Origin of the sequence: Acidipropionibacterium virtanenii (assembly GCF_003325455.1) — a bacterium.
Taxonomy (GTDB): domain Bacteria; phylum Actinomycetota; class Actinomycetes; order Propionibacteriales; family Propionibacteriaceae; genus Acidipropionibacterium; species Acidipropionibacterium virtanenii.
Window position 1 is genome coordinate 194,512 of sequence record NZ_CP025198.1, and the last position, 24,880, is coordinate 219,391.

Here is a 24,880-nt window from a genome sequence, read left to right on the forward strand (position 1 = left end):
GCTGAGCATTCAGCGCACGTCCTCCTCGGTGCGCCCGGAGATGGTCGCCAGGCGGGTGGCGGCCCGGGTGAGGTACTCCAGGAACTCGTCCGGTCCCCGTACAGTGATCGCGGCGTCGACGGTCGCCAGGGCGGCGACGAGCTGTCGCCAGTCACCGACCAGAGCGGTGAATGCGAAGGTCTGCCAGTCGAGGGGATCGAGGATCCCGTCGACGTCGGGCAACCGCCCCAGGGCGTCGTCCTCCTGGCAGCGCAGGACGAGGTCGGCCCCGAGCCGGGTTCGAGGATCGAGTGCCTGGGCGCGGAAGTCGTCGGGCGGTACCCGGTGGGGGACCGGGCGGGGATCGGGCAGCCTGTCGCCCACATGAGGCGGCGCCATCCGGTCGATTCGGAACAGCCGCCCGGCCTCCTTGTCGAGATCCCACGCGTCGAGATACCAGTGGCGCCGCACCCGGGTGAGACGCAGCGGGTCGACGTGCCGGTGGGAGATCCCCTTCTCGGCCCCGTACCAGAAGGTGAGCCGCCTGCGGGGCCGGATGGCGGCGGAGACGGACCGGAGCTTCATCCAGTAGGTGGGTCCGGTGACCGGTGCCGGGGGAGGCGGGTGGCTCAGCAGGCGGTCCACCTCATCGCGTGCCTGCCGGCCGCGCTTGTACGCGGCGAACTCCTCGGGGCTCATACTTGCGGCGAGCAGCTGGTCGCGGGCGTCGTCGTCCCCGGCCTTCGCCCACACCTCGGGTGTGATGACGACGCCGTCCTGGCTCACCGTGTATCTGGGAGCCGTGCGGGGCGGTTCCTCCTCAGCCATACCCACAGTGTGACGTCGCTCACTGACAATTCCGGTATATCCGCTCACAAGGGGTGACGTCGCGCCCTCCGCAGGCTGGGATCGGGCACGGTCGCGGGTGACCCCCGGCGTCCGAAGAGGTCCCGGATACTGGAACCGGGAAAAGCGGGAATAGCGCGCGTCAACTGAGCGTTGCCCAGAGCATGACTACCAACGAGATTTCCGGTTCGGGCCACGTCGGCCGTCGTTCCGGCCGGTTGGCGGTCGAGCTGGGCCACAACGCCGTGAGCACCGGGCGGGTCATTCCCGCCGACCTCGTCTCAGGGCTGGGGAGCACAGGGATGCACTCTCCGCTGCTGGCCGCCGACCTCCCACCGGCCGCCGTCGATCGTGCGGACGGGTGATCGGTATGCGCTACTGGGGGGAGAATTCGCGGGAGGCGCTGACCGGGCCCAGCATCACCGCTGACGCCGTCGCCGACCACCTCATCGACCTGGACGCGCAGCGTCCACGATCGAGCGTGACTCCGATGAAGCTGCATCTGCTGATGTACCTGGCCCAGGGTCACTGCCTCGCCTCGACCGGCCGCAGGCTGTTCGCCGAGGAGGTGCATGCGCTGGAGCACGGACCGGTGGTGCCGTCCCAGCTGTGCCGGTTCTCCGGGCGCAGGCCGATCGCGCGGCGTCGTCGCAGGGTCCTGCCGCGGATGCCCTGGGAGACGTCTGAATTCCTCGACAGACTGTGGCTCGCCTACCGGGACGTCCCGGTGGAGGATCTGCGGACCCTGGCCCTCGGTCTGGCCCCCTGGCCGGCCGATCCTGCCGGCCGGGGAATCTGCGACGAGGAGCTGATCACGGCCTTCCGGGGGCTGCCCGCCGAGCGGCGGATCCCGGTCGGCGAGTCGATCGTTCGCGCCTCCTGACGTTTCGGCCCCGGGACGCGGCTGGTTTCCCGATCCGAGGCGGGAATGGGGTGGAGGATGGTCCCCATGACGAGTTCGTTGACCGCTCCAGTGCCCGTCGATCCCCGTTTCGACCGGTCGGCCCGATGGCGGGCCGACCGTTTCGGGATGTTCATCCACTGGGGTGCCTACGCGGTGCCCGCCCGTGGTGAATGGGTCCGCTCCTACGAGCGCATCGGGTTGGACGACTACCGGCCGGCCGTGGAGGCCTTCCGTCCCGACCCCGACTTCGACGCCTGGGCCGCCACCGCCGCCGCTGCCGGCATGAAGTACGCCGTACTCACAGCCAAGCATCACGACGGTTATGCGCTCTTCGACTCGGAACTGTCGGATTACACGACGGCCGCCGTGCTGGGCCGTGATCTCGTCTCCGAGTTCCTGGCGGCCTTCCGGGCGCGCGGCATCCGGCTGGGGCTGTACTTCTCGCTGCTGGACTGGGCGCGCCCCGACTACCCGCACTTCGGCGATCTCCACCACCCGATGCGCGACGCCGAGGAGTTCCGTGATCATGCTCCCGACCTGGCGTCGTACCGGGAGTTCCTGCACGGCCAGGTGCGCGAGATCTGCTCGAACTACGGGAAGCTGGACGTGCTCTGGTTCGACTTCTCCTATCCCGGGATGGGGCCGCAGGAATGGGGAGCCGCGGAGCTGATGAGCATGGTCCGGGAGCTCCAGCCCGATGCCGTCCTCGACAACCGTCTGGAGGGGTCGGGCTCCGACCACGGCTCCCTGCTCACCGACGCCCCGACCCCCTGGTCAGGCGACTTCACCTCCCCGGAGCAGGTGATCCCCGCCGCGCCGATCGTCGATATCCATGGCAGTCCGGTGCCCTGGGAGAGCTGCCTCACTCTCAACAATCACTGGGGATACTGTCGGTCCGACACCGACTGGAAATCCGCCCCGATGCTCATTCACCGGCTCGTGGAATGCGTCTCCAAGGGCGGCAACCTGCTGCTCAACGTGGGGCCCGACGCCCGCGGCGCCATTCCCGTCGGGTCGCGGCGGATCCTGGCCCGGATCGGGGAGTGGATGGAGGTCAACTCGGCGTCGATCCGTGGCTGCGGACCGGCCGGTCTGGGCAAGCCGGACTGGGGGTGGTGGACGGCCGGTCACCAGAAGCTCTACGCCCACGTGATGGAGCCGCCGATCGGCCCACTGCTGCTCGACGGGCTGGACCGCGACCAGGTGGCGTCGGTGCATCTGCTGGCCGACGGCTCCGAGCTGCCGCTGGTCGACTCCTGGACGGTGGTGGGCGGAAGGTCGCGGGCGATGGTCTCCTTCGGGCCGCAACCCGAGTGGAGCTATCCGCTGCCCGATCCCATTGACACGGTGCTGGAGGTCCGGTTGCGGTGATCCGCGGCTACTTGATCCAGGACAGGAACCCCCACCCGTGACGCCTGGGGCCGCCGCCGTGGTTCGAATGGTCGCTTCCGCTGCGGTGGTTGTAGGAGCGGTTGTTCGAATTGTTCGAGCTTTGGTGACGGTTGTTCGAACTGTGAGAACGATTGTTCGGGCCGTGGACACGGTTATTCGGGGCGTGAGAATTCGGCCGCTTCGAACGGGATGACGACGATTCTGAATGCTTTTTCGTTGTGGCCTTGGGGCGTTGTCTCGTCTGTTTTTTCGTATGTTGTTTCGCCGTCGTCCGGCTGGTCTTCTTCGGCGTCGAGGAGGTGGAGCGATGATGCGACGAGCCGGACTTGCCCGAGTGGGATCTCGACGTCGAGTGTTGCTTCTGTCCACTCTTCGCGCCGGTGCCGCTGGACCGGCTGGAGGACGTTGCTCCGGCAGCGGCCTTCGAGGGTGCCTTCGCGGTGCCCTTCGACGTGTTCGAGGAGGAGCCCGGGGCCGGCGCCCCGGTGCTGCCGCTGGCTGCCCCGTCGGTTCTCGGCGTCGATGTCTCGCCGACGGCGGCGCTCTTCGGGCTGCTGGAGAAGTTCCTGGCGGTTGTGACGGTGAAACTCAGGCCCTTGCGGGGAATGGTGGTCGATCGGCTCACCGACACGTAGTTCCCGGGATCGCTGAGGTTGAACTGGCTGAGCGCGTCACCGACATTGCGTGCGGTGGTCCATCGCGTGATCGGCGTCCCGTTGAGGTTGATGGTCAGCTTTCGGCCGTAGTCGACGGCGATGTAGGTGCCGTTGGAAGTTCTGGTGCCGAGCGAGGGCTGGACGGAGTCCCGGCGGTGTACCGAGATGTCCTTGGCCTGGAGGGTCTGCGCGACGGTTCCCGGCTTGACCTTGGTCTGCTGGATCACACCGTCGACACTGATGACGACACTGTTCCAGTTGAGGGTCTTGGCCAGTGCGAGAGTCCCCGTGGCGGTGAGCGCGACGGAGACGGCAACAGCGGCGGACACTATCCTGGTCAATTCAACTTCCTCGACATCGGGGTGAGCTCACCGCACCTGCAGACGTGTCGGATCGGTGTTCTCGGTGGGCCAATGGCCCACTCAGCTTACGGTATCCGAGGGGTCGAACATGAAAATTGTTCAGAATTTGTTCAGAGCGAACCCGACCCGTCCGACTTGAGCCGCCTGGTGGTGCCGGCGGTCGCAGACGTGACCCGCCCGACCTGACCCGCCCGGTGGGGGCAGCGAGCCCTGGCGAGCGTGGGGGCGGTCGTCCGCCGCTTCAACAGGCGCGTGATGTACTGACGTCATGCCTCCTCACAGCCCTGTCACCGCTGCCAGCCGGATCACGGGCATCGTTCCCCGTCCGCGCCACCTGGAGGTCGAGGACGGGCCTGGATGTGCCCTCACTCCGGGGTCGCGGATCATAGGTGATGAAGCCCTGGCCGGGGCCGTCCGGCGGGTCCTCTCGGAGGCCACCGGATTGGCGCTGAGCCTGGCCGAGGAGCCCTCGCAGGCCCCTGGTATCGCTGTGGCCCTCGACCTCGGCCTGCCCGAGGAGGGGTACACGATCCAGGTCGCCGCGGAAGGAGTCAGCATCGCCGCGGGCAGCGAGCGGGGTGCCGTGTGGGCCGCTCAGGTGCTGCGCCAGCTGCTGGGCCCCGACGCCTTCCTCCCCGGCGCGCAGAGCACCCGGTGGGAGCTTCCCGCGGTCCGCATCGTCGATGCGCCGTCATGGGGCTGGCGCGGCTGCATGCTCGACGTGGGCCGTCACTTCATGCCGATCCGCCGTGTGATGGATTTCGTCGAGCTGCTCAGTCAGCTGCGCGTCAACACGCTGGTGCTGCACCTCACAGAGGATCAGGGGTGGCGTTTCCAGAGCCTCTCTCACCCGGGTCTCACCGAGCTCGGATCGTGGCGACTCGAGTCGATCAATCCGTATCACGGCGCCGACGGCACCCCCCACGGCGGCTTCTACACCCAGAACCAGCTGCGTCACCTGGTGCACTTCGCAGATCAGTACGGCATCACCGTCGTCCCCGAGCTCGAATTCCCCGGCCACGCCGCCGCCGCCCTGAGAGCCGAGCCCTCTCTGGCGGTTCCCGGACGCGTGCCCGGCCAGGTGCGCACCGAGTACGGGATCAGCGACGATGTGCTCAACATGTCCGAGGACGCGCTCCAGTTCGTCGCCGACATCTGGACCGAGGTGCTCGACATCTTCGACTCGAAGTATGTGGCGATCGGCGGCGACGAGGCCCCGGTGACCCAGTGGGTCTCCTCGCCCGAGATCGCCCGGCGGGCCGCCGAGCTGGGCACTGTCCCAGAGAAGCTGCAGCACTGGTTCACCGGATGGCTGCGCGACTGGCTGGTCGAGCGCGGACGCATCCCGGTCGGATGGGACGAGGTGATCGACGACGGGCCGGTCGACGGCCTGGTGTGCGCGGCATGGCGTCCCGGCGACGCCGCCGTCCGGGCGCTGAGAGGAGGCATGGAGGCGATCCTGGCGCCGACGTCGCACACCTATCTGGACTACTACCAGTCCGAGGATCCTCAGGAGCGCTACTCCATCGGGTCGCTGACCACCCTGGACGACGCCATCTCGTTCGATCCGCTGGACGTGGTGGTGGGGTGTACCGGCGAGGAGCGGAGCCGCGTGCTGGGCACTCAGTTCCAGCTGTGGAGCGAGTACATGGACACTATGGAGGAGGTCGAGTACATGGCCTTCCCACGCGCCATCGCACTGGCCGAGGCGGCCTGGGGCAGGCCCGACGGGATGGACGCCGAGGCGGTGCGGGCGCGTGTCGCCGCCCACATGGACCGGCTGGAGGCAGCCGGGGTCAATGTGAGGCCGCTCGACGGGCCGCACCCCTGGCAGCTCGGCGGCAATGGGCGGCGGCGTCGCCCCCCGAAAGAGAATCAGGCCTGGTGAGCACCATGATCAAATTTCCTGAGCTGAGCGATGTGCTGAATCTGGTCGGGCTGGGCGCAGATCTGAGGGCTCCCACTCTGAGGACTCTCGAGGCGGTGTCCGGCAACCGGATGGCGTCCGCGCGGGCCGAGGAGATGGCCGGGCTGATCCGCAGGCGGATCGGGCGCTTCTCCGGGCAGAAGACCTTCCTCACCGAGGCGGACCGGGCGGGGATCCCGGTTGCCGGGGCGGCGACCGCCACTGCTGAACGGGCCGGTGAGGTCGAGGGCGCCGTCCCGCTGGCCGCCATGATCGAGACCGCTCCCGATGTGGCCGAGCACTGGAGGGGGATCGGCTACCCGGAACAGGTGATAGCCGAGACCCTGTGCGATCTGGGCCGCCAGGTGCGCAAGACGATGGCGGTGACCGGGCGGTTCGGGTTCGGCCAGGCCGACTGGATCGAGATGATCTGGCGCGGAGGGTTCGCTCAGCTGGGACGGCTCCAGTTCGAGATCACCCGGTCGACTCTCGGGGCGCCGGACGCCGGCGACGGGCAGGAGGGCGATGCCGAGAAGGGCCCGCTCGTGCTGTCCACCCATATCGCACCGATCGGATCGCTGAGCCCCGACGTCGTCGACGACTCGCTGGGGCGGGCCCGCGGATTCTTCACCGGGCACTTCCCCGAACTGGCGACCGAGGAGGGCACCTTCGGGCGGGCCGTCTGCCACTCCTGGCTGCTGGACGCCGATCTCATGGGGCGGATGCCGGGCTCCAACATGGATCTTTTCGCACGGCGATGGACGGTGTGGGACCGTCCTGTTTCTGATGGCTCGGGGATCTTCTTCGGTTTCGACCGGCCCTTCTCCGACGGCGAGCGGATCGGCGAAATCCTCGACAACCTGCCCTACGACACCCGCCTGCACCGCGCCATGATCGATCTGTGGCGGGCAGGCGGCCACGTCCACAACTGTTCGGGGTGGCTGGAGCTGCCGTGATGAGTGGTGCGGGGGTCGGTGGGGGAGACCTGCTCGATCCTCGAGATTGACGAGGACTCCTTCGAGGATTGACCCGAGTGGAGGAGTGTCCAGGATGATGCCCTTTCGACGTGTCACGCTTGCTCGCGAGGGATGGTGTCCAGCCAGGACAGCTGGGTCCTGGGTCGCTTGCGGAACAGGGTCGGCGGGGCGTTGGTGAACGGAACTCTCTTGCTTGACACGGCAGATCTGACTCAGGCGATGAGAGGTTCCTGCTTTGTGGATTCCGGGAGGAAGCTCTTCCCCGGTCCTGCATCGGACCGTCTCTTGTCCACCTCTGGAGCAGAGTCCTCCCCTATTCCGTCGCGTTCTCTCATGGTCATCCCCTCTGGTTCCACGGCCTCCTCCAGCTGAGCAGAGCTCTCCTCCGGGTCCGGTCTTCCCGGTGGGAGGTCGTGGCGGAGGCGTCGGGGTGGGTGGACCTGGGGTTTCCCGGTGTCGGGGTCGAAGGTGATGCGCCATTGGTCGGCTGCGGGGTCGTACCGGTGGGGTTCGACCACGCCGTGGTGCCGCCTGCACAGAAGGGCGAGGTTGTCCAGGGAGGTGGCCCCGCCGGCCCACCAGGGGATGATGTGGTGAGCCTGACAGGCCCCTGCGGGAACGGTGCAGCCCGGGAAGATGCAGCCGGAGTCCCGCAGGGCCAGGGCCTTGCGGATCTGGGGTATCACGAGCCGGTGTTCCCGGCCCACATCCAGGATCTCTGACTGGTCTCCGAGGACCAGGGGAAGGACTCCGGCGTCGCAGCAGGCCAGACGCACCTGCGAGGCAGACACGTCCTGGCCGGATTCGGTGGTGCCGGTCAGGGCGGTGCGCAGGCGGGCCGCCGACACCTCATCCAGCACCGTCCCGTCGGGGCGGGTACCGGTGGCCGCCGCCTCCACAGCCAGCTGCAGGAGCTTTGTGTAGTCGAGGGTGACGACGACCCGCGGCGCCTCACCGCCGGCGACCGGGATCTGTCCCTGGTCCTGGAGAACGGCGACCATGTCGGTCAGGGCGTCGGCCTGGCGCTGGGCGGTGGTGCGGGACTCCCGCTCCCCCAGGGCCGTCCGTGCGGCGAAGTACTGGCCGGCGCTCAGTTCCCCGGAGGTCTTCTGCGCCTTGAGGTTCTCCAGCTCCCGGCGTTCGTCGCCGCGTCCGCGTTCCACGCAGGCCTGCACGACCTTGCGGAGCAGGTCTCCCTCGGTTTGGGGTAGCTGTCCGAAGAAGCGGACCGATCCCTGGCCGGTGTCGGTGAAGGTGAGGTAGCGCTCGCGGACGGCTTGGCGCCTGCGGCGTTCGGCCTCGGCGGCCTTCTGGTCGGCGGTCGGGGCCAGGCCGGGGGCGACCTGGCCCAGCACCTTGTCAGCACTGCGGCTGATCTGGCGGGTGGTGGCCCCGCTGGCGGCCTGGTCGAGCAGCACGCCGGACGCAGCACTCCGCTGCGCCTCGGTCATCTCGGTCAGGGGCATCTCGCGCAGCACGGCGCCGGCTGCGGCGGCCTTGCCGGGGGACACGGTTCCGGCCAGGGCGGCGTCGCGCACCCGGGGGTCGACGGTGATCCGGCTGGCCTGGTGCACCAGGCCGGTGGCCTCCGATGAGCTGCGTCCTTCGGTGACGGCCAGGTAGTCGCTCAGGGGTGTCCCGGTGGTCTTCTCGGTGGCCCCTGTTCTGGCCACCAGGTCGGTATAGACGGCGGCCAGGGCCACCATCCGGTCGGCGAGGGCCCGGGCCCGTCTCATCGCGGCGACCTTCTGGGTGTCGGGCATCCGGGAGTCGCCGGTGTGGTCGATGGCGTCCAGCGCCTGTTCGATCACCCCGCTGAGTTCCCAGAAGTCTCGTTCCATGGAGCAACTCTAAACGATGTGAACGCCATATACCAGATCTTGAATCTAAAAAATAGCGGTTCAGATTCTCGGTGTTTTCTTAGCGATTCCCACCTCACATCCCTGAATCGGTCGGGTCCGGGGCGCGACAGATTTCGGGCCGGCGAGAGGTTCTCCACGTTGCGCCTGAAATACCACTGCCATCGTGGGGATTCTCTCGTCGATCACGCCTGATCCCAGAGGATCCACGTCTACCAGAGACCGCTGACAGAAACTGTCCGGACCCGTACCCCGGCCTTGGGCTGGATCCACCCCTCGATCTGGGGCTCGATGCCCTGGGGTCCCGCGAACACGTCGAGCTTCTCGCCGCGTGCCTCCTCGAGGATCGCGCTCGTAGCGATCAGCCCGTCCCCGGACGCCGAAGGAGCTTCACTCCCCGGCCAGGCGAGAGGCCACCAGCCTATTCAGTGAGACGTGCTGTTCGGCCGCCTCAATGGCGAGCTGCCGGTGCTCTTCCGGGGGGATGCGGACCATGAAATTCCCGGAGTAGACCCGGACGCCCAGGGGCACGGGCAGTTCTTCATGGTTGTGAGCCATGTCGCCCATGACGTCGACGACGAGTCGCTGGATGCCTTCGAACGCCTCGTGGGAGCTGGCCGCCAGCCATGACAACGATGGGAACTCGGCCACAGTCGCCAGGTACTCCTCGTCCTCGGCCGACCAGCGCACCCGATAGCTGTAGTGGTCACTGATGATGGGCATTGGTCCTCCTCCACGAGCTTGTCGATCGCTGCCAGCACCTGGCGTACCCGGTAGGCCTTCGCCGAACCGTCATCGTTCTGAATATTGACTCTCGGGTCACCCGGCCACGGAGTCTTGTAGACCCGGTGGGAGGTTCCCCCTGGCGGGGTGGCCCGAAATATGTGCTCGGCCGCCCAGACACCCATCATGTCGGTCAGCCAGACGATGCGTCGTTCCTCATCATCTTCTCCTCGAACTGCCGCAACTGCCTGGCCTCCCAGGTCATCATGACGGTTCCGGCAGCCTGCGCGATCTGGCCAATGCGGCTTATCGGATACCGGAGGTCGTGGTGGCACCATGTGCCTCAACGGGAAGTAGCATCCACCTTCATGAGATGTATGGACATGGTGAAGCACCATTCCTGATGGTGCGGCTCATTGGCGTAGCTGGAAAATTCTCAGCCCGCCGTCGTCTGGGCGGCGCTGCGTCGCGGCCAGGACGCCAAGCGCAGGCGAATTTTTGTCGAGTTGATGCGAAATGACGGGCATCAAGTCGACAGGGCTTCGGGGCCGTCCTCACATTCCCCGGCGCTCGGCCGTCCGCCCCGGCTCACAGTCAGCCTGACACAGGGGGGCGCTGCGGGCAGACTGTCCCCATGACCCGGCCCGTCGTACTTGTCGTCGAGGACGACCGCGAGACCGCCCGTCTCCTCGGCGAGCTCTTCTCGGAACGGGGCTACCGCGTCGTGACGGCCGCTTCGGGCCCCGACGGCATCCGGCTGGCCCACGCCGAGCAGCCCGACCTGGTGCTGCTCGACCTCATGCTGCCCTTCAAGAGCGGCGACGAGGTGCTGCGAGCCGTCCGCACCGAGTCCGACGTCCCGGTCATCGTCATCTCAGCCCGCCAGACCACCCGCTCCAAGATCGACCTGCTGCAGCTGGGCGCCGACGACTACCTCACCAAGCCTTTCGACGTCGACGAGCTGGTCGCCCGCTGCGAGGCCACCATGAGGCGCACCCGGCATGGGGCCGGGCTGCGCACCGTCCACCGGGTCGGCGAGCTGGAACTCGACGAGACGGCCCGCACCGCCTCGATCGGAGGGGCCGGCCTGGCCCTGACCGCCACCGAGTTCGGGCTGCTCACCGTCCTGATGCGCGGCCCGCGGTTGGTGCACCCCAAGCCGAGCCTGTACCAGCAGGTCTGGGGGCGGTCGGCAGGATACGAGGAGCACACCGTCAACGCCCACATGCACAACCTGCGCCGCAAGCTCCGCGACGCCGGCGGGGAGGATCCGATCCGGACGGTCTGGGGGATCGGGTACACGCTCAAGGAATCTTGAGAAGATCTTGACGGGTTTCTTGACGATTCCTTGACCTGTCTGGGCGAGGCTGCATGCCATGAGCAGCAGCGTGATGAGCGTCAGGGACGTCTCCAAGCACTATCGGCGCACCGTCGCCGTCGACCAGGTGAGCCTGGATCTGGAGGCCGGGCAGATCTTCGGGCTGGTCGGGGAGAACGGGGCCGGCAAGACGACCCTCATCCGGCTGGTCACCGGGCTGGCCCGCCCCACCTCGGGGGTGGTCGAGCTGTTCGGGCACGGCGGGCGGGACGCCGCCCGGCAGCGTTCGCGCACCGGCTCGCTGGTCGAGACGGCCGCCGCCGGCCCCGACCTGTCGGCGGCCCGCAACCTGGAGGCGCTGCGCATCCAGCGGGGCCTGCCGCGCCGCGACTTCGTGGAGCAGGCGCTGCACCTCACCGGCTTGGAGGCCACCGGCTCCAAGAAGGTGCGGGAGTTCTCCTTGGGCATGAGGCAGCGCCTGGGGCTGGCGATGGCGCTGATGGGGCGTCCCGAGCTGCTGGTCCTCGATGAGCCCACCAACAGCCTCGACCCCACCTGGACGATGCGCGTCCGCGACGAGCTGGTGCGCCGGGTCCACGAGGACGGGGCGACGGTGCTCATCTCCAGCCACCTGCTGGCCGAGCTCGACCTGTTCGCCACCGACTACGGATTCATCCACCACGGACGGCTGATCCGACGCGTCGGCGCCGACCGGCTGCACCAGGAGTGCCGCCGCACCCTGCGGATCCGCACCGACGACGTCTCCCGGGCCGCCACCGTGCTGGAGGAGCGCATCGGCGTCCGCGACTTCGCCGTCAACGGCGACGGCGTGCTGACGATCGGCAGCCACCTGGATGAGGCCGCCCGCATCAACCGCGAACTGGTGGACGCCGGGGTCGGCGTCCACGAACTGGGCCTACGCGGGGCGAGTCTGGAGGACTACTTCACCGAGCTCGTCGCCGCCGCGGACTCCACCCACCCCGTCAGGAAGGCCTGATCATGCTCTGGAACATCGTGCGCGCCGACTGCTACCGGCTCCTCCACTCCCGCTTCCTGCTCCTGACCGCCGCCGGGTTCGTCCTGACGATGGCGGCGTTCGCCCTGATGGCCCAGGGGGAGTCCGGGTCCGGATTCTCCTTCGGCGGGCAGACCGGTGTCGGTCCGGGAGGGACGCCGCTCATCGACGGCTTCGTCGGATTCGGCTTCGGCGACCGTCCCGGTTTCTGGGAGCTGATGTACACCGCGACCTGCTTCGGAGCCGTCTCGGTGCTGGCCGTCATCGTCACCACCGTCGCGGTGGCCGGCGGTGACGACCGCAACGGCATCACCCGGGTGGCGGTGGCCGGCGGCCAGTCCCCGATCGTGCTGTACCTGTCGAGGCTGCTGGTCGTCACCGGGCTGAGTGCGCTGCTGTGGACCCTCCACAACGTCATCACCCTGCTGGTGACGCTGGCGGCAGGTGATGCCTCGCTGACCGGGCGCCAGGTGGGTCGGTGGGCCGGGCTGGTCGGCCTGGAGTTCGTGATCCTGGTGGCGCTGATCCTGGCGACCGGGCTGGTGTACCTGGTGACGCGCAACTCGATGGCGGCCGTCGTGATCATGATGGTGCTGTTCATCGCGACGATCATCGTCAACGCGATGGCCGGGCCCGACCCGAACGTGCTCGTCGGGTGGCTGCTGGCCGCCGACCCGGTGTGGCACATGAACCGCATCACCCGGTACTGGGCCGAGCCGTGGGTGCTGCACCAGATGTGGTGGTTCGCCGGTATCTTCATCCCCGTGGCGCTGGTGCTGTCATGGCTGGCGCTGGCCGGCCGCGAGGTGCGGTGAGTCGGGGGTTCTGGAGGCGGCGGTGCTGGGTGTGACGTTGATTGGCGTGCCGTTGCTGGGTGTGACGGCGTGGGCGGCGGCCGGCTGGGTGCTGGCCGGGGCGCTGCTCGTCGTCCTGACGGTCCTGCTGGTGCGCACCCGGCGCTGGCATGCCGAGCTGCGTCGCGTCCGGGATCAGATCGCGGCGCGGTCGCGGAGGGGATCGGTGGAGCCGCTGGAGCTGGCGCTGGGCGATCGGGAGCTTGACGCCCTGGTGGCGCTGTTCGACACACAACTGGCCGCCGAGCGTCGCGAGACGGTCGCCGGGCGGGGGCGGGAGGAGAGGCTGCGCGGCCAGATCGCCGACATCTCCCACGACCTCAAGACCCCGCTCATCGCCGTCAAGGGGTACCTGCAACTGCTGGCCCGCGACGGCATGGGCGGTGCGGCCGGCGAGCCCGATGGGCCCGGGCGGGACCGGGAGCGGCTGGAGATCGTCAACCGCCGGGTGGATGATCTGTCGCGGCTGCTGGACGACTTCTTCGAACTGTCGGTGCTGGACGCCCCCGGCGAGGCCGTCGACCTGGCCCCGGTCGATGCGACGGCGCTGGTCGGGGAGGTGCTGGTGGGCTTCCACACCTCCTTCGAGACCGCCGGGGTGGAGCCTGAGGTGAGCCTGCCCGGCCATCCCGTGATGGTGCTCGCTGAGGAGACCTCGCTGGCGAGGATGGTGCGCAACCTGGTGGCCAATGCGCTGAGCTACACCACCGGCGGGGTGTGGATCGGGCTGACCGAGGTGCCGGGCGACCCGACCGACGGGGAGGCCGGGCAGGAGGTCGGAAGGGCTGGTCGGGTGAGGCTGACCGTCCGCAATGATGCCGCGGGGATGACGCCGCGGGCCGTCGATCGGCTCTTCGAGCGCTATTACCGGGCCGACTCGGCCCGCACCGGACCGCATGCCGGTCTGGGGCTGGCGATCGTGGGGGCGCTCGCCCGGCAGATGGGCGGCGGCGCCACGGCCCGGCTGGACGGCGGCACGCTGAGCATCGAGGTGCTGCTGGACCGGGCCGGTTGAGCCGCGGTAGGGGTGGGGAGAGTTCCGGGAGAGCATCCTGCCCCGTCTACAGCCCGGCGAACCCCTCATCCAGCCTCTCCCGGATGATCTCGCGGGTGGCCTCGTCGCAGAAGGCGGCGTCGGCGGCGGTGACCGCGACGTGATGGAGATCCTCCAGTTCCCATCCCAGCGCCTCGCCGGTGAGGCTGAGTTCGCGGCTGGCCGAGGTACGACTCATGAGGCGGTTGTCGGGGGAGATCGTCACCGGCAGCCCCGCCTGCCACAGCAGACCCACCGGGTGATCACCGACGCTCGGGCACAGCCCGGTCTGAACATTCGAGGAGGGGCACACCTCCAGGGCGATCGCCGCCTGGAGGACCTCTGCGGCGACCTCTCCCAGCTGCAGGATCCCGGAGCCGTAGGACGTGATGTCCTCGGCCAACCGTGCTCCGTGCCCCAGCCTCTCCGCACCGCACTCCAGGGCCGCGCGGATCGATCCCGGGCCGTCGCCCTCCCCGGCATGGATGGTGACGTGCCCGCCGGCCTCGGCGATGTCGTCGAACAGGTCGAGGAACCGCCCCGGTCCGAATCCTGCCTCCGGCCCCGCCAGGTCGACGCCGACCACTCCGTGCCCCAGCCTCTCGGTGACGAGGACGGCCAGTGCCGGGTCGGGGTCGAGCTGGCGCATCATGGTGATGAGCTGGTTGACGACGACGGGCCGTCCGAGCTCGGCGACCTCGGCCATACCCTCGTCGAGCCCGGCCTGGACGGCGTCGACCGCCTCGGCCATCGTCAGCCCCCCGGCGGCGTGCTGTTGCGGCGCCCACCGGGTCTCGGCGTAGATGACGTGGTCCGAGGCCATGTCCTCGACGTACTCGCGAGCCACCCGCTGCAGCGCCTCGGGGGTCTGCATGAGCCCGACCGTGACGTCGAAGGTCTCCAGGTAGCGGGTCAGGGAGCCGGAGTCCGCGGTCCTGAAGAACCAGTCGGCCACCTCATCAGCGGTGCTGCCGGGAGCACTGATCCCCTGGGCGCGAGCCAGGTCGAGGACGGTCGCCGGGCGCAACCCGCCGTCGAGGTGATCGTGGAGGACCACCTTGGGGGAGAGTCGGACGAGGTCGGGGCTGAGCGTCATGGGGCGAGCCTAACGGGAGACCTCAGGGGCGCAGATCCACCGGGCGGTAGGCCCTCTCCTGCTCGCCGGTGTAGATCTGGCGCGGCCGCCAGATCTTGTTGCTGGTGGCCAGCTGCTCGCGGTAATGGGCGATCCAGCCGGGCAGGCGTCCGATGGCGAAGAGCACCGTGAACATGTTCACCGGGAAGCCCATCGCCTCGTAGATGAGACCGGAGTAGAAGTCCACATTCGGGTAGAGCTTGCGCTCTCGGAAGTAGTCGTCCGACATCGCCGTCTCCTCCAGCTCCTGGGCGATCTCCAGGAGGTCCTGGCGCCCGGAGTGGAGCTTGAGGATGTTGTCGGCGTGCTCCTTGATGATCGCGGCGCGCGGATCGTAGTTCTTGTAGATCCGGTGCCCGAAGCCCATCAGCTTGACGTTGGACTTGTGGTCCTTGACCTGGCTCACGAATTCGCGGGTCGACATGCCGGAATCGCGAATGCCCTGCAGCATCTCGATGACGGCCTGGTTCGCGCCTCCGTGCTTGGGTCCGGACAGCGCGTTGGTGCCGGCCGAGACCGCCGAGTAGAGGTTGGCTCCCGAGGAGCCCACCATCCGCACCGTCGACGTCGAGCAGTTCTGCTCGTGGTCGACGTGAAGGATGAGCAGCACCTCCAGGGCCCGGGTGATCTCGTCGTTGAACTCGTAGGCCTCGGTGGGGAAGCCGAAGCTCATCCGGATGAAGTTCTCGATGTAGGACAGCGAGTTGTCGGGGTACAGGGTGGGCTGGCCCACCGAGTTCTTGTAGGAGAAGGCGGCCAGGGTCGGCATCTTGGCGATGAGCCGGTCGGTGGCGTTCTCCACCTGGTCGGGCTCGATTCCGGCGCTCTTCTCGGAGAAGGTCGACAGGGCCATGACGCCGGCCGCCAGCACGGGCATCGGGTGGGAGCGGCGGGGGAAGCAGCGGAACAGGTCGCGCATCCGCTCGTCGATGAGGGTGGAGCGGCGGATCCGCTCCTCGAAGGTCTTGAGCTCCGCGGCGCTGGGGAGATCCCCGTAGATCACGAGGTAGGCGGTCTCCAGATAGGTCGAGTGCGTGGCGAGCTGCTCGATCGGGTACCCGCGGTAGCGGAGCACGCCGTTGTCGCCGTCGATGTAGGTGATCCTCGAGTCGCACGAGGCCGTGTTGACGAAGGCCGGGTCCAGGAACAGGTTCCCGGTCTCGTTGAGGAACCCCGAGGCGTCGTAGCCGATCTGGCCGTCGCTGGCGACGACCCTGTCGAACTCGAACTCGGTGTCGCCGTCGATGAAACGTGCTGTCTCGCTCATCATGTTCCTTCCCGGGGCTCGCCCCGTCGGGTCCTGCGGGCGGCCCGGCGCAGGAGGCCCCGGAAGGGGGCGGGTCCTGGGTGGTGCGGCGGCCCTTGTCGCGGCGTCCCGAAGATAAGGGGAAGCCCTTGCGACGCCAGAACTCGCTGGATCCTCCCACCGGACGGGCGTCGGCTTGTGAAATATTGCACATCCAAGGCTACGGCCGGTTGCACGATTGTCAACGTGGATTCGTGCTCAGCGCAGCGTGCCGTGTCAGCCCAGAACGGTGTACTTCACCGCGATGACCCCGGAACCGGTGCTGGCGATCGCCGAGAAGGCGGCCGTGGACAGGTCGAGGCAGCGTCCCGAGACGTAGGGACCGCGGTCGTTGATCCGCACCACGGTCGACTTCCCGTTGGCCGGATTGGTGACCCGCACCCGCGTATTGAACTTCAGGGTCTTGTGGGCGGCCGTGTAGTCATTGGTGTTGAACCGCTCGCCGTTGGCCGTCAACTGGTCCTCGTCGTAGTAGGAGGCCCGGCACGATCCTGTCGTGGTGGCCTGGCCCTCCCCCGACCGGGACGACGACCTGGATGCGGCCGACGAGTTCTTCCTCGAGGAGGGCCTGCTCGCCGACAGGTAGTCGCTGGTCACCCAGCGGGCGGCCCCCTTGACGACCACCTGGGTGCGCCCGTTGCTCACCGTGCCGGTGTACTTCAGCGCGGTACCGCGGTCGACGGTACCGACGTAGCGGGAGCCGGTGGCCGCCGTCCACAGGTTCAGCGTGGTGGTGGCGTATCTGGTGCCGACGGTCGAGGGTGCGGCCTTTCCGGTCGGTGCAGTATTGCCGACCGGGGCGCTGGAGGCCTTCGAGGTGTTGACGGCCGTGACCTGCGAGGCCGACAGGTAGTTGCCGTGGACCCAGCCCGAACCCTTGTCGGAGGTCACTGCGGTCCACTCCCCGGAGACCTTCCCGGTGCGGGTCACCTCGGTGCCGCGCGGCAGGGTGGCGATGACGCGCTGGCTCGCCCCGGCGCCGGCGCGCAGGTTGAGGTTGGCAGTGGTCCAGGCGGATCCGGCGGCGCTGGTGGTGGTCGTATCCGGTGTGTAGCCGCCACCGGCGAGGTATCTGGTCGACACCCAGGCCTTGCGGCCCTGGTAGGTCACCGGCGTCCAGCCGTCGACAGAGGACCCGGTCGCGGCCACTTCATCGCCGGGGTACAGGACGCCGATCCTCGCGTTCGAGGTGCCGGGCCCGGTGCGCACGTTCACAGCCGCGCTGGCATGAAGGGTGGTGGTCGCGGCCTGGGCGATCGAGCCGACGATCGCCGGCACGCCGGCGGTGAGCACGACTCCCAGCGCGACGGTCGCGGAGAGTCCGCGCAGCTTCTGCAGAATCACGGGGCAACTTCCTCTCGCCATGCGGCGTCGGAACTCGAGACCCCACCAGTCGGCGCGATCCCTGTGTTGCGCTGCACACTAGGAAGACCCTCGACCCCTCCCCAAGCAGGTTGAGAGTTGCCGGCGTGGCGGATTCAGCGGCTGAGGAGGCACCGCGGCGCTGCCGAGGACCCCCGACGGGAGCGCCCGGGGCAGCGTAGGGTCCGCGTCACGGCGCGGTCGACGCGGTGCGCAGGGCAACCCGGGGATCGAGCCCGCAGGAGGCGCGCGGGGGATCAGGGGCAACCCTCGACCCGCGCTCGACGGTGAGGGTTACACAGCGCTGAGCTTCTGCCACCCGGCCCAGTCATAGCACCAGCAGCCGATGCCCTGCTCGGGCTGGAAGTGGCGGTTGGAGCCGGTGTTGACGACGACGTCGCCGGCCCGGGAGAAGTTGAACAGCCACTGGCCGTCGGCCATCGAGGTGCCCACGCAGCCGTGGGACACGTTGGCCGAGCCCTGGGAGCCCGCCGACCACGGGGCCGCGTGGATGAACTCGCCGGTGTAGGTGACCCGCATGGCCCACTTGACGTCGAGCTTGTAGTACTCGGGATCGCCCTTGGGGATGCCGACCGTCGTCGAATCCATGGTGAGAGCGGAGTCGCGCTCGATGATCACCTTGGTGCCGGACCGGGTCGCGAAGTTCGCCTTGCCGGTGGTGATCGGGATCGTCTTGACGGTGCTGCCGTTCTTCGTGACGCGCATCTTGTAGTTGGCGATGTCCACGTAGAGGATCCGGGAGTCGCCGATGGTGATGCTGCCGGAGATGTTGTCCTGGAGGAAGCGATGGCTGGACGTGGGCAGTCCGGCGACCTTCCCGGAGACGGTGATCTTCGTGCCGGCCTTCCAGTACTCCTTGGGCCGCCACATCAGCTGAGCGTTGTCGATCCAGCCCCACGCGCCCTCCTGCTGCGGGGTGGTGGTGATCGTCATGGCGTTCTGGATGGCCTTGCGCTTGGCGGCGTCGGCGACCTCGTTGTCGAACTTGATGATCACCGGCATGCCGACGCCGACGTCCATGTCCTCGTAGAGAAGATTGGTGGTGTTGGTGTCGCCGCTCATCGTGGTGAGCCTGGTGGTGGACTTCGCGGTGCCGGTCTGTCCGGTGAGGGTGGCGACGACGGTGTAGGTGCTACCGATCCGGAAGGGCGCCTTGGGGGTCCAGACCTTCTTCGGGTCGGTGCCGGACAGGGCACCGTCGACCGGCTCGCCGTCGGCATTGGTGACGGCCACCGACGTCAGCGTGCCGTTGGTCACTGCGAAGGTCAGGGCGTCGGTGGGCTGGACGGCGGTCAGCGGGTGCTGCGCACTCACAGCCACCGTGGCGGGGCTGGGCTTCTGGGTCGGAGTCGGGGTGGTGGAGGGCTTCGCCGCTCCGGACGTCTCCTTGGCAGCCTTGGATGTGGAGCTGCACCCGGCAATCGCCAGCGGTACCAGAGCGGCACCGCCGACGATCACGGAACGTCGGGTGGGGAATGACGGCACGGATGCCTCCAACGGATCGATCTCGACGGGAGCCGCTGCACCTGAATTCCCGTTTTTCGGTTCATGTACTGGCGGCCGACTGCAGACTATGATAACTCTTCGTCTGTCCGTCTCCATGTTGCCGACCTGTGAAGCGGCTCTGGCAAGGAGACGTCCCGCTCCGTGACGGAGCGGGACGCCGTGCGGTCGCGTCGAGGACGCTCAGGCCGCAGAGGCCTGTCGGGGCTTCAGCACGAACCACCCGAGAACGGCCAGGATCACCGCGAGCACCAGGGCTCCCACGCCGACCCAGATGGCGATGGTGCCGAGCAGCCACCAGCCGAAGGCGTTGAGCAGCATGCCGCGCAGCGAGTTGCCCATGAAGAGGGTCTGGCGGGCCTCGCCGAGGGCGGTGCACTCGGCGGTGTTCTTCTTGGCATTGTCGGCGGAGCAGGCGATGTACTCCCCGGAGACCTCCTCGTAGGTCTTGCCGTCGGCTGTGGCGTTCATGTGGGCCTGAATGTAGTGGTTGGCGAAGGCCTCGGCCTGGGGGCCGGTCGTCATGGGCTTGTCGGCGTACTTCTCCAGATGGTCCTTCATGTCCTGGCTGGTGAGCGCCTTGCCGCTGGGCATGACGATCTTCTGCTGGGAGAGCTGATCGGTGACGAAGCCGTGGGCGTAGTTGCCGCCGAGCGCGAGGCCGATTCCGGCCACGGCCAGCACGACGGCGAAGATGCGGCTGATGGCCTGGTAGACGGTGCGTGTCATTGAGCTTCCTTACTCGATGGACGTGTTCCCCGCGGACGGGTCGGAGCCGCGCGGGATGGCCAGGTAAACCTACCCTTACCGGTGCTGAGGGTCGAGACCCGGGTGGCCGCGGGAGTCCTGGCCGAGGAGTCCTGCCCGGGGGGTGGTGACGGGGATCGCCGTGGGCGTACCGTTGACCTTGTCCGAACAAATGCCGAGCGTCGGCTGACAATGGAGTGCGGCGTATGTCCATGATCTGGGTGGCTCTCATCGTGGTGGCGATGCTCATCGCCCTCGACAAGGCGATGCTCCCGGGGGCGGCGATCCTGGGGATCGGGGCGCTGGCGCAGCTGATCCCGGCCAAGGAGGCCACCGGAATCACCCTGGCCATGTGCATCCTGGGCGACTGGATGACGATCTGGGCCTACCGCCGTGACGTCGACTGGAAGACCCTGGGCCGGCTGCTGCCCAATGTGGTGATCGGCGTGGTGCTGGGCGCCGCCTTCCTGTTCTGGGCCGACGACACGGTGACGAAACGGGTCATCGGCGTCATCATCCTGGTCTTCGTCGGCTGGAACGTCATCACGATGTGGCGCAAGAAGCGGATGGGCTACGGCGAGGGCGGTCATGCGCCGGTGGCCGAGGACGTCGAGCCCGGCGCGGTCGAGGCCGAGAGCGGGGCGATCCCGGCGCTGGGCGCCGAACCGGGGGAGACGGCGACCGTAGCCGAACCCGTCGTCACCCGGACCGCCTCGGAGGCCATGGCCGACGCCGAGCCGCCCCGCGGGGCGAGGTTCAAGCGGCCGGTCTTCGGCGGCCTGGCCGGATTCACCACGATGGTCGCCAATGCCGGTGGTCCGGTGACCTCGATGTACTTCATGACCGAGGGCTTCCCGGTGCGACTCTTCCTGGGTACCGGGGCGTGGTTCTACCTCGTGCTCAACCTGGTGAAGCTGCCCTTCTCGATCGGGCTGGGGATGCTCACCACCAAGTACCTGATCCCCCTGCTCATCGCGATCCCGTTCATGATCGCCACGGTGGCGTTCGGCCGGTGGGTCTCGGGGAGGATCAACAAGGCGGTGTTCAACACCCTCGTCATCGTGTTGACGGTCGTGACAGGCGTCACGCTGCTGATCTGAAGAGGGACTTGCCCTCGGTGATCGATAACCTTCTCCCATGCGCGGGTCACGGTGGCCTCGACCAGAGACAGGATCCATGATGAAGAACTCGATCCGGCGCGGCGCCGCCGGCCTCATCGCAGCACTGGCGCTCGGCGGCCTCGCCGGGTGCGGCGGGAACGGCGCGGCGACGTCGTCATCGGGCGGCGGCTCCGGCGCGGCATCGTCCGCGGCCCAGAAGGCGAGCACGGCGTCATTCCCCTTCAAGAAGGGAACGGTCGACGCCAAGGACTTCGTCACCCGGATGGGCGCCGCCCAGAAGAAGCTCAAGAGCTATCACTCGGAAGGCACGGTTGTGGCGACGATCGAGGGCCGGGCGGTGACGGTGAAGGTGACCGGTGACACCGATCAGAGCGATCCGGACAAGCCCATGACGCACTCGACGATGACCGGCGCAGGTCAGAACATGGAGACGGTGTCGGACGGCTCCAGGACCTGGGTGAAGACCGGTGGCAAATGGGTCGCCTCCGACTCCGCGCAGAACAGCGGCTTCAACCAGGCGATGGCGCTCTCCCAGCTGGCTGACGCCGCGACGTCGGCCGAGTACAAGGGCAAGGAGTCCGGAGGCCACCACTTCGTCCTGCAGCTCGACGGGGCGAAGATGGCAGGGTCCTCGGGGTCGTCGGCGAGCGCCTCGGCCTCCGGCACGGTGCCCGCCGACTACTGGACGAATGACGATCTGGCACCGGTCAGGACCAGGATGGCGATCACCAGCTCCGGTAACAAGACCACCATCGACATGACCATGTCGAAGTTCGACGAGCCGGTGACGATCCCGGAAGTGAGTTGATCCCGCTGAGCTGATCCGGTCCGTCCGCCGTAGACTTCCCGGGTGCCACTGGCTGGAGATGCGATGAGTGAACCCGACGACAACGAGCCCGAGCCGAAGGACCGCCTCACCTGGGCGCTGGTGTGGGCGATGGGGATCATCGGCGCCGTCGTCGTGATCGTCTGGCTCGGGATGATCCTGTTCGTCAGCTGATCGGGTGCCGTGCTCAGATGCCGAAGAGGTCCTCGACGGGCTCGATCAGATCGGGAGCCGAGGGGTCGATCCGCCGGACGTTGTTGACCCGGGGATCGACGCGGTAGGTGTCCAGGTGCCCGGCGATCCGGGCGGCGTCCTCGCCGGCCAGGCTCACCAGCCCGTTGACGCCGGTCTCGTCGAGCTTGCCGGGCGTCAGCCATTCGTCGAGGTCGTCCTCGTCGAGGAAGACCGGCATCCGGTCGTGCACCTGGCCGGCGGAGTCCGTGGCCGTCGTCGTGACGATCGCCACGGTCACCAGCCAGCCGTCATCGGTCCTGCTGGCGGCGGCCACCGAGACGGCGTTGAGCAGTCGGCCGTCGGCGTGGATCCAGTGCGGCACCTTCTTGCCGCCCTCCTCGGTCCACTCGTAGTAACCGGTCATCGGGACGACGCAGCGAGCCGACCGCATGGCGTTGCGAAACATGCCGTTGGTGGCGACCGTCTCCAGCCGGGCGTTGATCGGCCGGGGGCCCTTCTCCTTGGCCCATGACGGCTTGAACCCCCATCGGGCGGGTTCCAGGACGCGGATGCCGTCGGGGGAGCCGGCGTCCTCGTCGGGACGGGCCCGCAGGACCGGGATCGTGGTGGACGGTGCCACCGAGTAGTGCGGCGTCCACCCGTCGATGTCGTCGCCGATGGCCTGGTAGACCCGGGCGAGGTCCTCGGCTCCCAGTGAAAGCCCGTACCGTCCGCACATCATGGCCTCCTCAGGTGGGACGCCTTCCAGTGTGCACATTTTACTCGCCTGAGAGCTGGATCCGCCGAGGATCCTGTCGGGAACGCGGCTCCAGCTAGTGATTCGTGCATGGCGCTGCGGATCACCCTGCTGGACCGCGGCGACCTGAGCCTGGAGGCACTTGAGAGGGGAACGGCGCCGGTTGCGACGGCGGAGCACCGGGTGGGAATCCGTTGGGATTCCAGGTCGGCGGGGGCGAGGCGGGCCGGGTAGTGGCCCCACCGGCCGCCGGCGATGTCGCCGCCACCGCCAGCATCACGAGCCCTGCGACGAAGAACAGCGACACCACCTGGGGAATCCACAGCCAGCCGATGCCGTCATGGGGAGACAGATACACCACCAGCTGCGTCGCCTCGGCGGCGACCATCATCAGCGCCCCGGCGCCGCCGAGAGCCTTCAGCCGGGAAGGCGCCCCCACCAGCACGATGACGGCGGCCGCCAGGCAGCACGCCAGCTCGGGCACCACACTCGCCAGGATCGTGAATACCGGATTCATCGTGGCCCCCAGCCCTGATCGTGGCCGGGCGCGCCGGAGTCGGACGGCCACCCCTGATACCGGGGATATGAGCCGGGCGGTGGTGCGGGAAAAGTCTGGCCGGTCGGAATCGGCTCCTGCGGGGGCCGCTGATGGTTCCCGTGCCCGCGGACAAGCCCCACGGCCAGCAGCACGATGCCGACGCCCACCATGAGACTGGCGAGAATCCCCAACGAGAAGATCACCTGCAAGGAGCCGCCTGCCATGGAGGTCGAGCCGAGGAGGTTCGCCGAGCCCTGCGCCAGTTCGCTCAGCATGTTTCCCGCCAGTATCACCGCTGCTCCGGCCACCACGAGGGCACGGCCCCGGTGCCGGGCGCGTACCAGGGCGAGGATGAGCACCGTCGCCGAGGCCGCGATCCCGATGAGATTGACGAGTGAGGCGAACTGCGAGTACAACGGCGACGGCACGGGTGTTCTCCCTTCTGAGAGCTGCCGGGGTCCGTCGCCCGCGGGTGACGGAGGGAACCGGGTCAGACGGTGACGTCAGACAATGATGTCAGGCGGTGACCCGCTCCACGAAGGCCAGCAGGTCGGCCTCCACCCGCTCCCGGGTGGCCGGCTCGTTGTGCACCTCGTGGCGCACCCCGGAGTAGATGCGGGTCTCGACATCCTCGTGGCCCGTGTCCCACAGCTGGTTGGCCGCCTTGAGGGCGCCCTCGCCGTAGTTCGCCACGGGGTCCTGCTCCCCGGCCAGGATGAGCACCGGCAGGTCGGCGGGGATGCCCGCCGGCCAGGCGGCGTCATTCACCCGGTCGTAGAGGAGCGCGAAGTCGCGCACGAATCGCAACGACATCGGCGCACCGAAATTGTTGAGCGGGTCGACGCCGTGATCGGCGACCACGGCCGGATCGGCGGCCACCCAGGCGGTGGGACCGGCGTCGGGGCCGCACCGGGAGGTGAAGCCGTCGAACATCTGATCCTGGAAGCCGGTGTCGGGGTCGGTGCCGTCTCCCGCGGCGATCGCGGCGTCGAGAGCCTCGCGGTCCAGGGTCTGCTCGATGCCGTGAATCCCGGCCGCGATACCGCACAGCGCCAGCCCGGCCAGATCCTCGGGGTACCGGGAGGCGTAGCCGCGGGCGATCATCGAACCCCACGAGTGCCCGAAGAACACGAAGGGCAGGCCCGGGTGCAGCTCGACGGCCAGATCGTGGAGAGACTTCTCGTCGACCACCACGGTCTCGACGCCGTCGGGGCCGGTGTCCTGCCACACCCCCGACGCCATCGCCGTGGCGCCGTGACCGGCGTGGTCGTCGGCGGCGACCGCGAAGCCGGCGTCCAGCAGGGTGGTGATCATGTGAAGGTACCGACGGGAGTGCTCGCCCAGGCCGTGGGCGATCTGGACGATGCCGCGGGCGGGACGCACGGGCGAGTAGATCCAGCCGCGGATCTCGTCGCGGCCGTCGTGGGAAAGGAAGGTCACCTCGTTGAGAGCCATGAGTGTTCTCCATCTGCTCCGGCCGCCTCCCCTCTGAGGCGATCAGGGCCAGCCTATCCGCAGTCACGGCGTCGGTGCCCGCCGATCGGTCGCCCTCAGGAGGTGGCTGAT

Annotated in this window: 25 protein-coding genes; 12 read left to right on the top strand and 13 right to left on the bottom strand. The window is 68.3% G+C overall.

The features are described from left to right. Positions 1-9: 9 nt before the first annotated feature. Entirely contained in the window at positions 10-807 is a 798-nt protein-coding gene (locus JS278_RS00875; protein WP_114043535.1) for a helix-turn-helix transcriptional regulator, read from the bottom strand. A 182-nt stretch (positions 808-989) separates the two neighbouring features. Here JS278_RS00875 and JS278_RS00880 point away from each other — a divergent pair, with 182 nt between their 5' ends. The 3 genes from JS278_RS00880 (at position 990) to JS278_RS00890 (ending at position 3,100) form a co-directional block, all read left to right on the top strand. Beyond that, the gene (locus tag JS278_RS00880) at positions 990-1,190 is read left to right on the top strand and encodes a hypothetical protein (protein WP_114043536.1); all 201 of its coding nucleotides are present in this window, start codon (positions 990-992) and stop codon (positions 1,188-1,190) included. Then, the gene (locus JS278_RS00885) at positions 1,187-1,708 is read left to right on the top strand and encodes a Panacea domain-containing protein (protein WP_147243104.1); all 522 of its coding nucleotides are present in this window, start codon (positions 1,187-1,189) and stop codon (positions 1,706-1,708) included. The genes JS278_RS00880 and JS278_RS00885 overlap by 4 nt, the downstream gene beginning before the upstream one ends. A gap of 66 nt (positions 1,709-1,774) precedes the next feature. After that, positions 1,775-3,100 carry an alpha-L-fucosidase gene (locus tag JS278_RS00890; protein ID WP_114043538.1) on the top strand — a complete coding sequence of 442 codons (1,326 nt, stop codon included), beginning with the start codon at positions 1,775-1,777 and terminating at the stop codon, positions 3,098-3,100. 7 nt (positions 3,101-3,107) lie between these two features. Here JS278_RS00890 and JS278_RS00895 read toward each other — a convergent pair whose 3' ends face one another. After that, positions 3,108-4,118, bottom strand: a complete 1,011-nt coding sequence (locus JS278_RS00895) for a ubiquitin-like domain-containing protein (RefSeq protein ID WP_114043539.1) — start codon at positions 4,116-4,118, stop codon at positions 3,108-3,110. Between the two features lie 289 nt (positions 4,119-4,407). On the opposite strand from JS278_RS00895, the gene JS278_RS00900 reads away from it, so the two are divergent. Next, positions 4,408-6,027, top strand: a complete 1,620-nt coding sequence (locus JS278_RS00900) for a beta-N-acetylhexosaminidase (RefSeq protein WP_114043540.1) — start codon at positions 4,408-4,410, stop codon at positions 6,025-6,027. Between the two features lie 5 nt (positions 6,028-6,032). Beyond that, complete coding sequence (locus JS278_RS00905) at positions 6,033-7,001, top strand: acyltransferase domain-containing protein (protein ID WP_245935250.1); 969 nt, start codon at positions 6,033-6,035, stop codon at positions 6,999-7,001. Positions 7,002-7,234: 233 nt separating this feature from the next. On the opposite strand, the gene JS278_RS00910 is transcribed toward JS278_RS00905, so the two are convergent. Both JS278_RS00910 and JS278_RS00915 read right to left on the bottom strand, forming a co-directional pair. Next, on the bottom strand, positions 7,235-8,863 hold the full coding sequence (locus JS278_RS00910; RefSeq protein ID WP_114043542.1) for an HNH endonuclease signature motif containing protein: 1,629 nt from the start codon (positions 8,861-8,863) through the stop codon (positions 7,235-7,237). Between the two features lie 408 nt (positions 8,864-9,271). Next, on the bottom strand, positions 9,272-9,604 hold the full coding sequence (locus JS278_RS00915) for a type II toxin-antitoxin system HicB family antitoxin (RefSeq protein WP_114043543.1): 333 nt from the start codon (positions 9,602-9,604) through the stop codon (positions 9,272-9,274). Between the two features lie 634 nt (positions 9,605-10,238). On the opposite strand from JS278_RS00915, the gene JS278_RS00925 reads away from it, so the two are divergent. Genes JS278_RS00925 through JS278_RS00940 form a run of 4 tightly spaced genes read left to right on the top strand, consistent with a single transcriptional unit; the run spans position 10,239 to position 13,806 of the window. After that, entirely contained in the window at positions 10,239-10,922 is a 684-nt protein-coding gene (locus JS278_RS00925) for a response regulator transcription factor (RefSeq protein WP_114043544.1), read from the top strand. 58 nt (positions 10,923-10,980) lie between these two features. After that, positions 10,981-11,919 (top strand): ABC transporter ATP-binding protein, encoded by a 939-nt coding sequence (locus JS278_RS00930; RefSeq protein WP_114043545.1) that lies wholly within the window; start codon positions 10,981-10,983, stop codon positions 11,917-11,919. A gap of 2 nt (positions 11,920-11,921) precedes the next feature. After that, positions 11,922-12,752: a hypothetical protein gene (locus JS278_RS00935; protein ID WP_114043546.1), complete on the top strand. Its 831-nt coding sequence runs from the start codon at positions 11,922-11,924 to the stop codon at positions 12,750-12,752. A 31-nt stretch (positions 12,753-12,783) separates the two neighbouring features. Further along, entirely contained in the window at positions 12,784-13,806 is a 1,023-nt protein-coding gene (locus tag JS278_RS00940) for a sensor histidine kinase (protein ID WP_147243105.1), read from the top strand. Between the two features lie 46 nt (positions 13,807-13,852). Here JS278_RS00940 and JS278_RS00945 read toward each other — a convergent pair whose 3' ends face one another. From JS278_RS00945 to JS278_RS00965, 5 genes are all read right to left on the bottom strand, one after another. Then, positions 13,853-14,920, bottom strand: coding sequence for an adenosine deaminase (locus tag JS278_RS00945; RefSeq protein WP_114043548.1), 1,068 nt, complete (start codon positions 14,918-14,920; stop codon positions 13,853-13,855). 22 nt (positions 14,921-14,942) lie between these two features. Further along, on the bottom strand, positions 14,943-16,226 hold the full coding sequence (locus tag JS278_RS00950) for a citrate synthase (RefSeq protein ID WP_114043549.1): 1,284 nt from the start codon (positions 16,224-16,226) through the stop codon (positions 14,943-14,945). 255 nt (positions 16,227-16,481) lie between these two features. Continuing rightward, positions 16,482-17,609 (bottom strand): septal ring lytic transglycosylase RlpA family protein, encoded by a 1,128-nt coding sequence (locus JS278_RS16540; protein ID WP_181833783.1) that lies wholly within the window; start codon positions 17,607-17,609, stop codon positions 16,482-16,484. Between the two features lie 312 nt (positions 17,610-17,921). Next, positions 17,922-19,076 (bottom strand): L,D-transpeptidase, encoded by a 1,155-nt coding sequence (locus JS278_RS00960; protein ID WP_245935251.1) that lies wholly within the window; start codon positions 19,074-19,076, stop codon positions 17,922-17,924. 258 nt (positions 19,077-19,334) lie between these two features. Further along, positions 19,335-19,880, bottom strand: a complete 546-nt coding sequence (locus JS278_RS00965; protein WP_114043552.1) for a hypothetical protein — start codon at positions 19,878-19,880, stop codon at positions 19,335-19,337. Between the two features lie 224 nt (positions 19,881-20,104). Here JS278_RS00965 and JS278_RS00970 point away from each other — a divergent pair, with 224 nt between their 5' ends. From JS278_RS00970 to JS278_RS16545, 3 genes are all read left to right on the top strand, one after another. Then, on the top strand, positions 20,105-20,998 hold the full coding sequence (locus tag JS278_RS00970; RefSeq protein WP_114043553.1) for a sulfite exporter TauE/SafE family protein: 894 nt from the start codon (positions 20,105-20,107) through the stop codon (positions 20,996-20,998). Between the two features lie 79 nt (positions 20,999-21,077). Then, positions 21,078-21,827, top strand: coding sequence for an LppX_LprAFG lipoprotein (locus JS278_RS00975; protein WP_181833784.1), 750 nt, complete (start codon positions 21,078-21,080; stop codon positions 21,825-21,827). A gap of 63 nt (positions 21,828-21,890) precedes the next feature. Continuing rightward, complete coding sequence (locus JS278_RS16545) at positions 21,891-22,019, top strand: hypothetical protein (protein ID WP_281269210.1); 129 nt, start codon at positions 21,891-21,893, stop codon at positions 22,017-22,019. A gap of 13 nt (positions 22,020-22,032) precedes the next feature. On the opposite strand, the gene JS278_RS00980 is transcribed toward JS278_RS16545, so the two are convergent. The 4 genes from JS278_RS00980 to JS278_RS00995 all read right to left on the bottom strand — a co-directional run bounded on the left by JS278_RS00980 (position 22,033) and on the right by JS278_RS00995 (position 24,769). Continuing rightward, the gene (locus tag JS278_RS00980; RefSeq protein WP_245935157.1) at positions 22,033-22,797 is read right to left on the bottom strand and encodes an SOS response-associated peptidase; all 765 of its coding nucleotides are present in this window, start codon (positions 22,795-22,797) and stop codon (positions 22,033-22,035) included. Between the two features lie 82 nt (positions 22,798-22,879). Continuing rightward, positions 22,880-23,293, bottom strand: coding sequence for a hypothetical protein (locus JS278_RS00985; protein WP_114043556.1), 414 nt, complete (start codon positions 23,291-23,293; stop codon positions 22,880-22,882). After that, a complete protein-coding gene (locus JS278_RS00990) occupies positions 23,290-23,742 on the bottom strand; it encodes a hypothetical protein (RefSeq protein WP_147243106.1) in 453 nt (150 codons plus the stop codon). The genes JS278_RS00985 and JS278_RS00990 overlap by 4 nt, the downstream gene beginning before the upstream one ends. A gap of 88 nt (positions 23,743-23,830) precedes the next feature. After that, the gene (locus tag JS278_RS00995; RefSeq protein ID WP_114043558.1) at positions 23,831-24,769 is read right to left on the bottom strand and encodes an alpha/beta fold hydrolase; all 939 of its coding nucleotides are present in this window, start codon (positions 24,767-24,769) and stop codon (positions 23,831-23,833) included. Positions 24,770-24,880: the final 111 nt, after the last annotated feature.